The organism is Chitinophaga sp. HK235 (assembly GCF_018255755.1).
Lineage (GTDB): Bacteria > Bacteroidota > Bacteroidia > Chitinophagales > Chitinophagaceae > Chitinophaga.
Genome location: NZ_CP073766.1, coordinates 8098230 through 8114877 on the forward strand (window position 1 = coordinate 8098230; position 16648 = coordinate 8114877).

Sequence of the window (16648 nt, forward strand, 5' to 3'; positions counted from 1 at the left end):
GGATTTTGACCGTCATTAAGTGGAAGCCCTGAGACAGGAGCAGCCAGTATACCTTCATGCACACCGGACCATCAGTAAGGCACTGCTTTTGTGGCATTTTCAGTATTGATCATCAAATCTCAGATTATGAAAAATACGAGAAATGAAAATACCCATCAAAGTAAACAACAACCTATTAGCAATATGCCTAAGCCGGAAATCAGAGACAACCTCGACAGCCGTAAAAATGAAGAACAGGATTTTAAAGGAACAGATACCACCCACAACCGTAAAGAGCATAAATCCGAGAAGCACAAACATTAAATAATGAAATCCTTACAGCCCTGGTGGCTAATGGTTCTTTTAGTGATACTCGCAGCGGCCTGCGGTGGCGGGAATAAGAAAAAGAACCAAGCAAATAAGATGCAGCACGTTACACCTGAAAAGAAAGTTACACGCTGCCTGGACACTATTTTTCACGAATATCATTTCAATATTTTTACCCGTGGAGATGCTACCATGAGAAACCTTTTTGTCAGCATAGGGTCTGTCAAAGATACTACCAGGGCCGACACCGTGGTGGAAAAAGATATCAAGGGTACTGTTGCGAACGTAACAGTGGCCGATCTGGATAATGATGGAAAACCGGAGGTATATGTGTTTACTACCTCTTCAGGCTCAGACCAGTACGGGAAAGTATACGGATTGGTCATTATGGACGGGAGTGCTGTAGAAATCAATACGGACGCGATCGACAGCCTGGCTGAAAAAGATTACAGAGGCCGGGATTCCTTTTATGTAAGCGGAAAGGAACTGGTTCGTACCTTCCCGGCTTTCCGGGGAGAAGAGGACGTTGAACTAAAATCTGACTCCATACGTATGGTACACTACAAACTGATAAAATCCGGCAATACCTATGTACTGAAAGAATAAGGGCTGACCAGTGAACTGATCAGCCCTCAGCTTTTATGAACCATTAGTTTCTGTGGTAATAAATGCTACGATTGCTCCATCGTGAGTAGAAGTTGTTCAGCGCTTCTTTAAACTCCTTGAAATTTTTGTTGGAGGGTTGTGTCCATCCGTCTTCTGCATAGGCAGCGAGGCGGGGATATACCATTTCTTCCATGGCCATCTCGTCGGGAATCCATTCTCCCCACATCTGACAACCGATACCCAGTATTTTGCTGTGATATTTGGCATCCAGCCCGGCAGGGATGGGGTCAAACTTATAAGCGCCTTCCACTGATATCTGGGTATAGTTGTAGTCCAGATAGGTAGCGGCATGGTAGGAGTTAACCACATCATATCCTTTGGATACCGCGTCTGTAATCAGTTTGAGATCGCCTTTCCAGAAATGTACAATTGTACCTGGTGCCAGTTGTTTAGTGCCCACATCTTTGGTATCGTTGTATTCATGCAGTTTGGCGCCCATGATCTCATTCCAGCCCATCATACGGCGTTGTTTGCCCGCCAGGAAAACAGAGATATCATTGGTAAAGGATATTTGCAAATCAGCAGGGGAGGCCAGCTGATGGGATTTCATATAGGCCTCTACGTTGGCATCGGCTTTCCATTGGTCATATTTTACCTCATCACCGCCAATATGTATCACTTTGGAGGGGAACAGGCTGATCACTTCCTGTAAAACGTCCTGCAGGAAAGTGACCACTTTGGGATCGGTAACATTAAAGACGTCATAGTGTACGCCGAATTTGCCGGGAACGCTGATCTGCTGGTGCCTTGTGCCTAACCAGGGATAGGCTGCAATGGCGGCAGAAGAGTGGCCTGGCATTTCAATCTCAGGGATAATGGTAATATGCCGGGCAGCAGCGTAAGCGATGATATCGCGGATCTGTTCCTGGGTATAAAAGCCATCATGTGGTTTACCATCATAAACGGTACTGCTCCAGCTACCGGTTTGGGTAGAATCCCTATGGCCGCCTACCTTGGTAAGCAGCGGGTATTTTTTGATTTCTATTCGCCAGCCCTGATCGTCAGTAAGATGCCAGTGAAAGGTGTTCATCTTCAGGGCAGCCATTTCTTCTAAGAGTTTTTTGACGGCTGCAGTCCCTTTAAAATGGCGGGCTTCGTCCAGCATAAAGGCTCTCCAGCCAAAGCGGGGTTTGTCCTGTATGTCCACGCCATCGATAATATAACTGTTATCCTTAAACGTTATCAGCTGTTGCAGCGACTGGATGCCATAAAATATGCCGGCATCGGAGGCTGCAGTAATGGTAGCTCCGGCCGGAGTCACTTTCAGCAGATACCCTTCCCTGCCCAGGGTAGCGTCCAGTTTTTCGTCCAGTGATAAGCGGATATAATTGGTTTGTGCGGCCGGTTGGAGGGGGAGATTTAACCGGGTCCGGTTTTTTATAGATTCCTGTAGATATTTAGCTTCCCCGGCGCTTTTGCCGCCTATAACGGCAGTGGCGCCGGAGATTTTAAATACGCCGGTAGTGGCGGTTATCTGCGAGGGCTGCGGTATAAGGCGCTGGGCCTGCAGCCTTTGGGCAGTTGTAGCCAGCAGCAATAAACTACTGAAGACCACGGATTGAAATCTGAGCATATATGTATTTTATTGTTCACAAAGCTAAGGAACGATAAAATACAAAAAAAATCTCATATTTAAATGAACTTACGCCACCTCAGCCATTTCACGGGAGATGGTCAGGTCGGTAATTGCTTCTGAATAAAACACCGGCGGCACATGCCCCAGCGGTAGCAGACAGTCTGCTGCGTCCTTATCAGTGCTTCTGAACCAACGCTGGCTGGTTTTGGTTTTGTCGATAAAATACAGCTTGCCCAGTTTGTACTGGAATCCTTCCTCTTTATATATGCTGCTCATCTCTACAATCACTTCCAGCTGGTTTTCATCATCGGTTTTGTGATAGGCATATACGTATTTGCCATCACTGCCTTCACTGAGTTTCCAGCCTTTCTGTTCCATGTGTTTGTTGAGCAGGCTGCTTTCCAGGGCGATATCCTCAAAATCATGGACCAGCGTAGTAGTAGCCTGTTGTGGTAGCAGGGAAGCCACTGGCCGCTCCAGTTGAGGGAACACAGACACAATGCCTTCTTCGGTGAAACGCTGCTGCCATTGCCGGAGTTGTGCTCCGTCGAGGTAGAGCGGATGCAGTATCCGGATGGAAGCGCCGGAAGGTATGCTCACTGCATCGCCATGAAGATCGGTCAGGGTACCGTTGTCACGGCACTGGAAACAGGTAATCAGCTGCTCCTGTTCGTTGTACAGCGCCCATAATAACCGGTTGGCATATACGAACATCACCGGGTTATGTAAGAAACATTGCTGCCATTGTTCGGGTACCCATCTGCGCTGCATCACCAGGAAGTGTTCCAGCCTGCCGGTCTGCGACTTCACCGTTTCGGTGACCGCCTTGCCCAGCTGTTTGAAAGCTTCTTTGGTAGCAGCGGGTGTGGCTGCCGGAATGGATTTCAGGCGCTTGCGTTTGTTGTTGATATAGCCCAGCTTAAAATGCTGGTCGATGAACACATGGTAAGTATCGTCTTTTACCTGGAAGGGGAGGAACAGACCATTGAACCCGAAATCAGGTATGATACGGTCTCCCAGCTCATGCATGGTAAGGCCCAGTTCAGCAGCGGCATGTTGAAGGCCGGCTAACGCTGCCGCCCCTACGTTGGATTTGCGTACCCGGTATTTGCGGGACAAAAACTCCACTGTTGCCAGGGCTTGTTTACTGCCATGGATGGCCAGCGCGCCGGCACCATGTTCTGCCATGCGGGGCCGTTTGTCGTTGATCCACTGGTAAAGGGACTGTTCCAGCAGGGTGGCCAGCTCCTGATCGCCGGTGAGGGCTGCCAGTGCCAGCAGGTATTTTACTTTGGCATCGCCATTTCTGGCGGTGTATAAGTTGAAGAGATGTTGAGCAAAAGGTCCGCTGGTTGTACGATCTACCAGGCGAAGCAACGGTCTGGCTTCAATATCAGAGCGTATTTCTTTTACGCGCGACATGCGGTACAACAGAAAACGCAGCATATCCTGGGTAAGCTGCATACCGTTGCGCAGGAACAGTGGTGGCAGGTTGCTGTCGTCGAGCCACGTTTCCAGTGGCCGGGTAAGTTTGCCTCTTTTTTTGGCAAAGGCCACCAGCTGTTGTACGGTAGTTTCGTCGTCTGTACCTGAAATGGTGTTACCCAATGTTTCCAGCATCAGGTCGCGGGCATCGTCGTTGATTTCCTTATGCAGTGCCTGTTGGAGCAGGTCTTTGGCGGCAGGAGTGTTCAGTTTGCACAGTATCTGTACAGCAGTCAGGCGTTGTTCTGCTTTTTTATGCTGCAGCAGGACACCTGCCTTTTCCAATGCCTGCGGATGGTCTGCCAGGATAACGGCTACGAGCGTACGAACAGATTTTAGCTTGTGCAGGGTAAAATCCCAGAGCTGGTCTGCATAGAACGAAATATCCGTTTGCGTCAGTAGCGGGAAGATATGTTTGGCGTCGTAATCGTTTTCGATGGCTTTCAGCAGCAGCGGTGTTGCTGAGGAATCCAGTTCCTGCCGCAACAGTTTAAATACTTCCGGATGCAGGTATCGTTTTTCACTGAGATGTTCATCCAGGTAACGCAGGGCAGGCTGTTTGTCCAGCAACAGCAACTGTGTTACGGCCATCACATCAGGGGCCGGCAGCTGAGATGGGTTGCCCATTTCAGCCTGTTGCTGGCGGAAAGCCTGGCTGGTAAGGCTGCTGTCACTTTCCTGCAGGTAGGCATAAGCGGCCTTTATGAGCAGGGGATGATAGTGATCTGGCTGATAGTGTGCCAGCAGATAAAAGCCGTTGAGTTGTGCACTATAGTCAGACAATGTGGCCAGATGGTCTACTGCCTTCTCTATCAGCACCCGGTATTTGTCGTAGTTGGTTTGCAACAGTACCCTGGACAGCTCGGCATTGACAAAACCTTTGCCGGGCTGCATCAGTACGGGCTCCAGGTATTCCATTTCCTTATCCGGGTGTCCTTTGGCGAGGAGCCGGAAGAAAAGGGAGTTCCACCCTTTTTGTTTCCAGGTCTGTACGTAAGCATCAATGATATGCCATTCTGCACTTTTGATCAGGTCTTGCAGGAATTTCCGCAGCGGCGTGAATTTCAGCGGTGAAAGATCAAAATTGTTACCATCACCGGAGTAGCCGATCATCATGGAACCGATATCTTCGGTTGAACAGCCCCTTTGTTGCAGGTAGCTGGTAAAATAGCTGAAACGCAGCACGATGGAGGAAGCGGAGCCGGGAGTGTCCAGCATGGGCACGATGTGTTGCAGAAACCGTTCCCTGCATTGCTCCCAGACGAGTGGGTCTGAGAGCAGCTGTAATACCAGGCGGTCGTTGTCGTCCCATTGGTCCGGCAGCTTCAGCAGCTGGATAAAGACGCCCATTTCCCGGGCAATAGCCACATCCGTGTATACGGGTGGGTGGATCGTTTGTCCGGTAAGGAAATCTACCCCGTCCTGAAGCAGGGCGGAGTGCCCGCTGTCTTCATAAAGCTGTTGCTGTCGTTCGATAAAAGGTAGTATAGTTTCCTTAGTATATGGCATAAGGTTTAAATAGGTTCATTATTTTTTCAGGACCATTTCCTCTCTGGCAGCCCATTGGGCGATGTCCTGTTTGCTCAGTGCCATGGCCATCATATCCGGGAATTTATCTGGTGTGCAGGCAAATACCGGGATACCCAGTGTAGCCAGGAACTGTGCATTTTCGTGGTCATATGAGGGTGCGCCTTCATCATTGAGGGCCAGTAATACTATTACCTGTACGCCGCTGGCGGCCAGTTCTGTAAAACGTTTACGCATGCCGGCTTCATCTCCGCCTTCAAAGAGGTCGGTGATCAGTACCAGTACAGTGTCAGTAGGCCGGGAAACGACCTGCTGGCAGTATTTCAACGCAGCATTGATATCGGTGCCCCCGCCCAGCTGTACGCCAAACAGCAGTTCCACCGGGTCCTGGAGCTCTTCCGTAAGATCGGCTACTGCGGTGTCGAATACCACCATTTTCGTTTGTACGGCAGGGATAGAGGCCATCACTGCGCCAAAGATGCCGGAATATACCACTGAGGTACCCATAGAACCGCTCTGGTCGAGACAGAGCACTACATCCTTGAGGGCAGACCTTTTACGGCCGTATCCAATCAGTGTTTCCGGGATGATGGTTTTGTAATCAGGTTGATAATGTTGCAGATTTTTTTGGATGGTCAGGTTCCAGTTGATCTCATGGTGGCGGGGACGCCTGTTGCGCACACTCCTGTTAAGACTGCCGCTGATAGCCTGCTGCATAGGCTGTGACAGTTTTTTCAGGAGTTCGTCCACCACTTTTTTTACTACCTGACGGGCCGTGTCTTTGGTTTTTTCCGGGATCACGCGGCTGAGCGTCATCAGCGTGGCCACCAGATGTACGTCCGGCTCCACATTTTCCAGCATCTCTTTTTCCAGCAGCATGGCGGTGAGGTCGAGCCGTTTGATGGCATCTTTCTGCATCACCTGTACTACAGAGGCAGGAAAATAGCTGCGTATATCGCCCAGCCAGCGGCTTACATTAGGAGAAGATGCGCCCAGTCCACCTTTACGGTTGCTATCATACAGCGCCTCCAGCGTTTTGTCTATCTGCTGGTCGGCCTTATTTAAAATAAAGGCGGTGCCATCATTGTTGTCTCCTCCCAGGATCAGTCGCCACCGGCGTGTATTTTCTTCCATGATCTTCATTCTGCCTGGTTATCAATATGAAAAAATCCCAACATCTTCATGACCACCGGTATGCCCATAGCAGCCCGGACTTCGTCAACTCCGGCTTCCACGGCCACGGTGACAGGGCCGTTGCCTGTTCCCCGCTTCACTTTTTCACCCAGTTTTTTTCTTTCCGGGGCCGTAAAGTTAGAAAAGGTGCGGCGTAATAACGGCAATATCTGCATGAAAATATCATTTTCCAGTTGGGCTACCCAGCTATATACCATATTCCAGAGGGTTTCATCGAGCAGCAGGAGGGTACCGCTGCCTTTGAGGAAGCCTTCCAGCCAGGCGGCGGCAACAGCCGGCGTATTGGCTACGGACATGGCTATACTGAAACGGCTGAAGAGGGTGTCGCCGTCGAGCACTTTAAAATCAAACAGCAGCCGTGAGGCATAGCCAGCTATCATGGGCGCCGATTGACTGTTGCCGGAGATGGCCTGCAGCGTGGCAGTCCAGTCAGCCGTCAGGGTTGGATGCTGGAGCAGGCCGATGGCGTCATTCAGCGCCTGGAACTGTTCCAACAGCTCCAGGGCGGCATCTTCGGCTACCGCCGTGCAGGCCGAAGGTAAACTGACGCATATCCTGCTGATCATACTCTCCGCAATGTCCATCACCAGGTCGGCGTCTGTTTTGCGCACATTCCCGTACCGGGTAATATTTACCAGGGACGGAACTACTTCGAGTAACTGCAGCACATCACCGGAAGCGGCGGCCAGGTTATTGATACGCTGGATCAGCACATCCACTACTTTGGGCAGTTCCGCTGGCAGTGCGGATTCCAGCATGCCGCATACTTCCCGCAAGGTGGAGGTTTTGCCGGCGATATCCATCACATACTGTGTGGTTGCTTCCAGGACGGTATTACCCCAGCTGCCTTTTTCAATGATGTCTACAGAAAAAGACGGGTCCCACTGCAGGCGCCACTGTTCTTTGAAAGTGCCTTTGCCTGATGTCTCAGACCTGTCGCCCCAGCGCACACCGAGTAACTGTAACCGGTGCAGGAAGATGCTCCTTTCCAGATCAGTATCCTTCCGGAGGTCGAGTGTATAGTCTTTGAAATCGGCAGTTTGCGGCAGCCGCAGTCTTTTCTGCAGCCGTTCTATATCTGCCTGCAGGGGTGGTTTGGGTATGTCTGAAGGCACCTGTCCGATACGGTTGCTGACGATCAGCTCATCCCGTATCAGTTGCATCAGCACATCTTCCCCATTGCATAATATACTGAGGGTTGCTTCATTCAGTTCTTCCAGCCCTGGCCGGGAATATTGGCGCAGAGAGGCCAGCGCATTGGCCAGGCGTACTGCTTCGAGTACATGGGCTACGGAAGTGTCCTGTTGTTTGTCCCTGAAAAGTTTGGCTACCAGGGCCATCCAGCGGGTGCCGTCATCGGAGGGATGCTCCCAGATGTGCTGGTACCATCCGGGTGATGGCACACCGGCACCATATCCGCTCTCATAACTTAAACGGCTGTACGTCCAGGGTATCCAGGTACAGTCGATTTTTACTTTAGGCAGTCCTTTCAGCAGGTCATTATCGGCCTTTTGGGTGGGCATATTTTTAAGGGCCGGAGCATGCCAGGCGCCGCATATCACGGCTATACGGGTGTACATCTCCTTTTCGGCCTGCCGTATTATTTTACGCATCCAGGCTTCCCGCAGCTGTTCCATCCGGCTGTCGCGCTGTGGCAGCTCTTCGCGTAGCGCCTGCATGGCGTCGCTCACCGCCTCAAATACCTGTTCCTGCTCCAGCCGGTATTCAAACATATGTTCCCACCACCTTTCACCATCATCGTAACCGGCGGCATGAGCCAGGTGAACGATCGGGTCGCGGTAGAAGGCTGATTCCGGTAATGGCTGCGCCGGCAGCAGGTCTGTAAAATCATCATCCGTTTCCGGAGATGGCAGCAGTGCGACTTCGCTGGCAGCCGGCAGATCATTTACCAGCGCTTGCGCTGGATCAAAGGCATGGGGCCCAGCCTGCCTGTCGGCAGTATTTTCGGTAGCCTGGGGCAACAGCCCGCTGGCTGTACCATTCAGTTTATTTTCAACAGTTGCTCCCTCGTCACCATTGGCCGGTAACGCAGCATCCACCTCTTCCGGTGTATTGCCGGCAGCTGCAGCTTTTTCCTTCTCAAGGGCAAACACATGTGCCAGGGGCAGGTCCATAAAACGGACCGGAATATGTTGCCGCTGCGCATACCCGATGGCCTGCCACTCAGGAGAGTATTCGGCAAAAGGGTAGAAGCAGGAATGCTGTGGGTTATCGGGCTGATACACCAGTATCGCCACTGGCGGTTTCAGGTCTTCATGGCCCGCCCAGGAAAGAATGGCGTCCGCTTCCGGAGGACCTTCCACCAGCACAATATCGGGCTGTAATGCTTCCAGGAATGTTTTTACATTTCTGGCGGAGCCGGGCCCATGGTGCCGGATTCCTAATATATGAACAGACATAAATACACAGTTGGGTTATTGCAAATCGCGGCAGGCACGGTACACATCTTTCCAGTCTTCTCTTGTTTTTACTACGGTTTCAAGATATTCCTGCCATACCAGTTTGTCCTGTACCGGGTCTTTCACTACGGCACCGATGATACCGGCAGCCAGGTCGGCCGCGGTGAGCCTGCCATCACCAAAATAAGCGGCGAGGGTAAGCCCGCTGTTGACAACAGAAATAGCTTCCGCCGTGCTGAGTGTACCGCCAGGCGACTTGATCTTGGTTTTTCCGTCTTCGGTAATGCCATTGCGCAGTTCCCGAAAGATGGTAACGATCCGGCGTATCTCTTCCAGTGCAGGTTTTTCGGCCGGCAGCTCCATCACTTTTTCGAAACTTTCCACTCTTCTTTTTACAATATCTATTTCTTCTTCCATGGTGCCCGGCACTGGCAGAATCACGGTGTTGAACCTACGTTTTAAAGCGCTGGACAATTCATTGACACCTTTGTCGCGGTTGTTGGCGGTGGCAATCAGGTTAAACCCTTTGGCCGCCTGCACTTCCGTGTTTAATTCCGGAATAGGCAGTGTTTTTTCGGAGAGGATGGTGATAAGGGTATCCTGCACGTCGGCGCCTATACGCGTCAGCTCTTCAATACGGGCGATTTTGCCTTCCTGCATGGCACGCAGCACCGGTGTTTCCACCAGCGCCTGACGGGAAGGGCCTTCGGCCAGCAGCCTGGCGTAGTTCCAGCCATAACGGATACTTTCTTCGCTGGTGCCGGCAGTGCCCTGCACGATACGGGTAGAGTCACCGCTGATAGCAGCTGCAAGATGTTCGCTGACCCAGCTTTTGGCGGTACCGGGAAGACCGTAAAGCAGCAGAGCTCTGTCTGTAGCCAGTGTAGCCACTGCAATTTCCATCAGTCTTTTGCTGCCAATGTATTTGGGACTTACTTCAAAACCGTTTTTCAGTTTGCCGCCCACCAGGTAGGTTACTACTGATTGAGGTGACAGCAGCCAGTTATGTGGTCGTCTGCCGCTGTCCTGTTTTTTCAGTTCTTCCAGTTCCGGTGCATAAAGGAGTTCTGCATGTTGGCGTAAAGTGTCTGACATGGTTTAAATATTTTTTGAGAATGATTGCAGGATAAATGTTTTAATCTGTAAAAGACCTACCAGATGTAAGGAAATGGACTTCCAGTAGGTCTGGTAGTTTTCATTGCCGGAAGTAATGCTCTCCAGTGCTGATTTTACTGATACAGGTACCAGCGTCACAAAATCACCGACCGTACGCTGGGAGTAGGTGTATGGGTTGCCGGCACAGTACCGTAATACCTTCAGTGCCAGCTCTTCACTCCATACCTGTTTCATCTGCCCTACATAGTTCATCACCAGGTTGCTGTGGGCATCAAAGTGCTGGAGGATATAGGTGTCCTGCTGATCAGCGGGCAGCAGTGGCAGCAGCGCCATGTGGAAGGTATTGGTATGCTGCACAAAGGCAAGAGCCCTGCTGCTGTCACCAAACCAACTGATAGCTTCCACCAGTGAGGGGAGGAAAGGCTTCAGGGATGTCTGATGATGGAACAGGGAGACCACTTCTTCAAAAGAGCAGTTGAAATGTTGTTCCCATATCCTTGGATGTACCAGTGCCACCAGTTGTGAAAGGATATGTTCTGCATCAGAAACCCGGGCATGGTTGCTCAGCTTTTCAATACCGCTTTTAAAAATCTCTTCCGGAGGCTGAATATCGGCGGCCACTGTTATCTTGCCTTTGTCATCCGCCAGGATGGCTGTTTCCAGCACCTGTTGGTATTGTTCGTGCAGGTTGGAGCCGGGAATTTTTTTCAGCAGCTTCCATGTGGCTTCTTTTACCTGTTTGCTTTTTTCTGTTAGCAGGGATTCCAGCCAGGAGGCATCTTCCAGGCTTATCTTTGTGGCGAGAGCGCCCAGTAGTTCTCCTTTAACGGCTGCACTTTCCTTGCTCCATGCTTCCTGTAGCAATGTCCTCGCTTCAGCAGGGTTTTCTTCCCGCATGCGTACCAACGCTTCCAGGCGCTGGGCGGTAGTACCATGCTGCCACAGTTCTTCTTTGGTGTCGGCTACCACAGAGAAGTTCCATTCCCGGTTATACTGTGCGAGCCATTCGCCACGTCTGCCACAGCAGGTGGCGGCCAGGTTACGCAAGGTTTTATGGCGGCTGGCATTTTCCAGAATACGGGGCAGGTATTCCGGTGGCAGCACCTGATGGCTGCCGGCACAGCATTCCAGCCAGAGGGTCAGCAACGGGGTATTGTCGCTGTCTAGTGTATGTTGTAATGCCTGCAGGGCGGTGGGGCTGCAATATTTTTTTGTCTCTGGTTCACATACCGGCAGGGTGTCGGGGCTGCCGGCTGCCGGTTGGCTTCCGCTTTGCCGGTAGTTGAATACCAGTGCGGCTATTTGCAGGAACTGGTCTTCCCGGTCCATACCGGGAGCAGCCAGTACCTCGCTGGCTGCGGCTTGCAGTGGGGCAGGCAGACTGTCGGTATCTGCCGCTTTTTTGGCCGTGCCCAGCAGGGCTGTATTAATGATATCATTCCATGATTGCATGATCGTACTGCTGTTGTTCCTTCCTTACAATATTTTATACTCCTGCTGATGCCATACGCCGAGGGGGTCGTACTCCCTCTCCCGGCCGATGAGGGCCATGGGCATCGGTTGACCGCCGCTGAGGGCCAGTAGTTTCCATATATGCCGAAACTCCTTGCGGACCTGCATCTCCTGTTGCTGAGCATCGCGCAGCCACCATTGTCCATCGCGGAGTACCGGTGTCAGGGTATCAATCGTATATACCTGATCGTTATACAGGGGGAGCCGGCTGCTGACGGCTGTTTGGGCGGCCATTACTTCTGTCCAGTTGGCGTATCCCTGGAAGCGGTGGTCTGCAGGCATGGCCTGCTGTGTTTTGATGAGCGCCCGCATAGGTGCGGCAGAAGGATAATATACCAGTTCTGCCCGGATGGTGCTGCCGGGAGCAGGCATCAGCTGGGTTTGTGGCTGGTGTCTGACGGTAAACTGCAGCAGGAGGGCTGTCTGGCGGGTATGAAGACCGTATAGCCAGTACCGTTCGGTGATCAGCCGGTCATCTTCAGTGCTTTGTTTGCCTAGTACCTGCCAGGTGTCGGTGATACCGGCTTGTGTTTTCAGTTCCTCCTGCGATTGTGGGAACCCTATCATGGTGCGGATATCCTGCTGAAGGGCCGGGTCCAAATGGTTGGAATGGCCATAGGCTCGGGCCAGCAGATAAAGGCGTAGCAACTGGTCCATGAAGGTATGCTGCCAGCCTTCGCTGTAGTAGCTGATTTCGGCCATCTCGCGCAGGATGCCCGCCAGTCCGGGGGCCTGGGCGTCTACCATGCGTCGGGCCATGTTTTCACACATATCGGCGCCCTTGTCAGGTAGACCGATAATACCGTTGCGCACCATGTCTTTTATCCAGCGCAGCAGTTCATCCAACCCATCACTGACTTTCCTGTGCCGGGCTTCCTGCCGTTTGTTTTGCGCAGCTTCATCTACCGGTTTGTCGGCATTGTCTACCGCCTGCTGGGCTTTTTTCTCTGCTTTTTCCGTCCGCTTGCTGATCCATTCGGTCACCCAGGCCGGTTGCTCCAGGAGGGTAAACGACTGTTTCTCCCGGGCGTAGTATAATAACAGGCCTACGCCATGTTTACAGGGGAATTTGCGGCTGGGACAGCTGCATTTGAAAGCCATATTGCCGGTATCTACCTGGGTCTGATAGGGTTTGCTGCCGCTGCCCTGGCATTCGCCCCAGAGGGCGGCATCACTCATGCCTATACTAACCCATTTGGCCGGCCTGGCCAGTTCTTTTCCCGCCTTACGGGATGACTCATCGGGTGCCATCGACAGCACCTGTTCTTCCGTTAGCTCCAATGATTAAAAGATTTATATGGATAGCCATTATTTAATTTGATCATAGCGCCGCACTAAATTGGTACTTAGCACATTGCAGTTGAACTAAGGTACAAATTAAATAATTTCATAAAATAAAAGCCAAATATCAAACACGACTACGCAGTGTATTTGATATTTGGCTTAAAAAAATTTTTTTCGGCAAATCCCGTTGTTCGGAAAGGATATTTTACGCCTTCTCCGGGGAGATTTAAAGGAAACCGAGTTCCAGCTTGGCTTCTTCGCTCATCATCTCCTTATTCCAGGGTGGGTCGAAAGTCAGGTGTACATCTACCTCAGATACGCCTTCGATATTTCTGACTTTTTCATCTACCTCCCGGATAATATCGCCGGCTACAGGGCAGCCAGGCGCGGTAAGCGTCATGTCTATACCAATGCGGTTGTTTTCCTTGATCTTGATTTCGTATACCAGCCCCAGTTCCCAGATGTTCACAGGAATCTCTGGATCGTATACGGTTTTGAGCTGTTCTTCTATCTTTTCCCTTAATGTTGCTTCACTCATGACTGGTTATTTTTTGCCTGATAGGCCACCGCATAAAGTTTCATCTGTTTGAGCATGCTCAGCAGCCCGTTGGAACGGGTAGGAGAGAGGTGGCTGCTCAGACCGATGGCATCGATAAAGTAGATATCGGAGGAAGCGATGTCTTTCGGAGTATGTCCGGAAAGCACATAGATCATCAGGCTGATAAGCCCTTTGGTGATCACGGCATCGCTGTCGCCGGTAAAATACAGTTTACCATCCCTGAGCTCAGTATGCAGCCACACGCGTGACTGACAGCCCTTAATCAGGTTTTCCGGTACTTTGTATTCTTCTGCAATGAGCGGTAAATCCTTACCCAGCTGGATGATATATTCATACTTATCCTCCCAGTTGCTCATTATTTCAAAGTCGGACTTTATTTCTTCCTGTCTTTCGTTGATCGTCATAATTTCTTCTCCTGTTTACCGCAGCATGGAAACGGCCCGTTTAATGCCGGCTACCAGCTTATCTATATCTTCCTTCGTATTATAGAAAGTGAGAGAGGCCCGTACCGTGCCGGGGATTTTAAATTCGTCCATCAGCGGTTCGCAGCAATGGTGTCCTGTTCTGACGGCGATGCCCTGCTGGTCCAGCAGCTCACCCAGGTCAAACGGATGAATGTCGTGTACCAGGAAGGAGATAGCTCCGCTTCTGTGGGCAGCATTTCCGATAAATCGGAGACCCTCGATCTGCCGCAGTTGTTCCAGTGCATAGGCGAGCAGTTGCTCTTCCCATTGCTGGATCTTGTCCAGACCGACTTGCTGCAGGTATTGGATAGCTGCCCCTAAACCGATGGCACCGGCAATATTGGGTGTGCCGGCTTCAAATTTATAAGGCAGTTCATTATAAGTGGTTTTGGAAAAAGTCACGGTCTTGATCATATCGCCGCCGCCCTGGTAGGGAGGCAGTTTCTCTAACCATTCGGTGGTACCGTACAGCACCCCGATACCGGTAGGACCGTAAATTTTATGGCCCGAGAAAACGAGGAAATCCGGCTGCAGGGCCTGCACGTCGATGCTCATATGCTGGATGGCCTGAGCAGCGTCCAACAGTACGGGGATCTTCCGTGCATGCGCCAGCGCGATAATATCCTCTACCGGGTTGATAGTACCCATTGTGTTGGAAACATAAGTCACTGCTACTATTTTCACCGTATCGTCCAGCAGTTCTTCATAGGCGTCCATTCTCAGCTCGCCCCGTTCGTTGATGGGGATCACTTTCAGGGTGGCACCGCTTTCTTCACAGGCTATCTGCCAGGGAACAATGTTGGAGTGGTGTTCCATGGCTGAGATGATCACACTGTCGCCGGCTTTCAGGAAACGGCGGCCCATGGTATTGGCCACCAGGTTGATGCCGTCGGTAGTGCCTTTGGTGAAGATGACCTCGTGGGTCTGTGCTGCATTGATAAAGCCGGCTACTATTTCACGAGCTTTCTCATATGCGTTGGTGGCCACCTGACTGAGGTGGTGTACGCCACGGTGCACATTGCTGTTGTACTCCTCGTAATACCGTGCTTCTGTTTCTATTACTGACAGCGGCTTCTGAGTGGTAGCCCCGTTGTCGAGGTATACCAGCGGTTTGCCATGCACCAGTTCCTGCAGGATAGGGAAGTCCTTCCTGATCTGCTTTACGTCCAATGCTGCGGTTTCTATGTTAGCAATATGTTCCATGCAAAATGGGGGATTATTTGTTCATGATAGCTACAATCTGTTCCTGCAGGTAATGCTGCAGGGCAGGGATCTTCACTTCGTCGGTGATATCATGGGAGAAGGCATTTACCATCAGTGCTTTGGCAGCGTCTTCCCCGATACCGCGGGAACGCAGGTAGAACATGGATTCTTCGCTGAACTGGCCGGCGGTGAAACCATGGCTGCATTTTACGTCGTCCGCATATATCTCCAGCTGAGGCTGGGAGTTGATATCCGCTTTAGCGCCCAGCAGCAGGTTGTTGTTTTGCTGGAAGGCATTTGTTTTCTGCGCTTCCTGGTGTACCAGGATTCTACCGGTGAAAACACCATTGGAGGAATCCATCAGTACGCCTTTGTACAGCTCGTTGCTATGGCAGTTAGGCATGATATGGTCCATGAAGGTATGGTTGTCTACATGCTGACTGTTGTTGACAACATACAGGCCGTTCAGATTCGTTTCAGTATAACTGCCGTTCAGGGCTACGCTCAGGTTGTTGCGCGTAAACGGTGTACCCGGCAGGGTGAAATTAAAGTGATGGTAACGGCTGTTGGCTTGCTGTTGAGCGGCAGTATAATGTACTTCCCGGAAATGTTCATCTCCCTGTTGTACATTGTAGTGCCACAGCTCCGCGTTTTCATCGATCACGGTTTCCAGTACGCTATTGGCGAAAGCCACAGCGTTGGTGTCCGGATGTACAGCGCTTTCGATGATGGTGGCGGCGGCGTTTTTATTCAGCACCCACAGATGGCGGGGCTGGATAAAGGCATGTTGCGTTGACGTGTATACGTGAACGATATGTACCGGTTTATCGATAACGGTATTGGCTGCCAGTTCCAGGTACAGGCCGTCAGAGAAGAGGGCTGTATTGATGGTGGCCAGTGCTTCCTTTTCCAGGTGATGCTGCTGGTTAAACCAGGTGGTGAAACCGGGTGCCTGTGTATGCGCGCTGAGAGCGCCTACGGTAATACCTTTACCGGCAGGCAGCTCAGAGAGTTCTGCCTGGAGATGACCGTTTACCAGCACAATGCGGTAGCAGTCCAGCTCAGGAATAGCGGTCTGTGCTACTACAGCAGCCGATACGGTAGCGGTGGTGGTAACCACCTCATAAGGAAATTCCTTTAGGTAGCGTTGTATATTGGAATAACGCCACGCTTCTGTTTTCAGTGTGGGAAGACCCATCACAGAGAAGCGTTCCAAAGCCTCCTGGCGGATGCCTTGCAGATCGTCCTGGCCGGGGGCCAGCGCCGATAATGCGTTTACATCTTCAGTTAACGCCTGGTATAAAGGCAATGTAATATCACTCGTCATAGTTGTATG

The 16648-nt window shown here is 51.3% G+C and carries 13 protein-coding genes; 2 read left to right on the forward strand and 11 right to left on the reverse strand.

All coding sequences use genetic code 11. The annotated features are described in order from the left end of the window. Positions 1 to 126 precede the first annotated feature (126 nt). Together KD145_RS31300 and KD145_RS31305 are read left to right on the forward strand one after the other, a co-directional pair. A complete protein-coding gene (locus KD145_RS31300; protein ID WP_212003719.1) occupies positions 127 to 303 on the forward strand; it encodes a hypothetical protein in 177 nt (58 codons plus the stop codon). A 3-nt stretch (positions 304 to 306) separates the two neighbouring features. Further along, on the forward strand, positions 307 to 912 hold the full coding sequence (locus KD145_RS31305; protein ID WP_212003720.1) for a hypothetical protein: 606 nt from the start codon (positions 307 to 309) through the stop codon (positions 910 to 912). A 43-nt stretch (positions 913 to 955) separates the two neighbouring features. On the opposite strand, the gene KD145_RS31310 is transcribed toward KD145_RS31305, so the two are convergent. The 11 genes from KD145_RS31310 to sufD form a co-directional block, all read right to left on the reverse strand. After that, complete coding sequence (locus KD145_RS31310; RefSeq protein WP_212003721.1) at positions 956 to 2545, reverse strand: beta-N-acetylhexosaminidase; 1590 nt, start codon at positions 2543 to 2545, stop codon at positions 956 to 958. A 69-nt stretch (positions 2546 to 2614) separates the two neighbouring features. Then, the gene (locus tag KD145_RS31315) at positions 2615 to 5542 is read right to left on the reverse strand and encodes a DUF4132 domain-containing protein (protein WP_212003722.1); all 2928 of its coding nucleotides are present in this window, start codon (positions 5540 to 5542) and stop codon (positions 2615 to 2617) included. A gap of 18 nt (positions 5543 to 5560) precedes the next feature. Further along, entirely contained in the window at positions 5561 to 6703 is a 1143-nt protein-coding gene (locus KD145_RS31320) for a VWA domain-containing protein (RefSeq protein WP_212003723.1), read from the reverse strand. Beyond that, positions 6700 to 9174 (reverse strand): DUF5682 family protein, encoded by a 2475-nt coding sequence (locus KD145_RS32385; protein WP_249219673.1) that lies wholly within the window; start codon positions 9172 to 9174, stop codon positions 6700 to 6702. Before KD145_RS32385 ends, KD145_RS31320 begins: the two co-directional genes overlap by 4 nt. A gap of 15 nt (positions 9175 to 9189) precedes the next feature. Further along, entirely contained in the window at positions 9190 to 10269 is a 1080-nt protein-coding gene (locus tag KD145_RS31330) for an AAA family ATPase (protein ID WP_212003724.1), read from the reverse strand. 3 nt (positions 10270 to 10272) lie between these two features. Further along, positions 10273 to 11742, reverse strand: a complete 1470-nt coding sequence (locus KD145_RS31335; RefSeq protein ID WP_212003725.1) for a DUF5691 domain-containing protein — start codon at positions 11740 to 11742, stop codon at positions 10273 to 10275. A 24-nt stretch (positions 11743 to 11766) separates the two neighbouring features. Beyond that, a complete protein-coding gene (locus KD145_RS31340; RefSeq protein WP_212003726.1) occupies positions 11767 to 13083 on the reverse strand; it encodes an SWIM zinc finger domain-containing protein in 1317 nt (438 codons plus the stop codon). A gap of 229 nt (positions 13084 to 13312) precedes the next feature. After that, positions 13313 to 13624, reverse strand: coding sequence for an iron-sulfur cluster assembly protein (locus tag KD145_RS31345; RefSeq protein ID WP_212003727.1), 312 nt, complete (start codon positions 13622 to 13624; stop codon positions 13313 to 13315). Continuing rightward, complete coding sequence (locus tag KD145_RS31350; RefSeq protein WP_212003728.1) at positions 13621 to 14049, reverse strand: SufE family protein; 429 nt, start codon at positions 14047 to 14049, stop codon at positions 13621 to 13623. The genes KD145_RS31345 and KD145_RS31350 overlap by 4 nt, the downstream gene beginning before the upstream one ends. Positions 14050 to 14064: 15 nt before the next feature. Further along, positions 14065 to 15312: a cysteine desulfurase gene (locus KD145_RS31355; protein ID WP_308219039.1), complete on the reverse strand. Its 1248-nt coding sequence runs from the start codon at positions 15310 to 15312 to the stop codon at positions 14065 to 14067. A gap of 13 nt (positions 15313 to 15325) precedes the next feature. Continuing rightward, positions 15326 to 16639 (reverse strand): Fe-S cluster assembly protein SufD, encoded by a 1314-nt coding sequence (gene sufD, locus KD145_RS31360; RefSeq protein WP_212003729.1) that lies wholly within the window; start codon positions 16637 to 16639, stop codon positions 15326 to 15328. Positions 16640 to 16648: the final 9 nt, after the last annotated feature.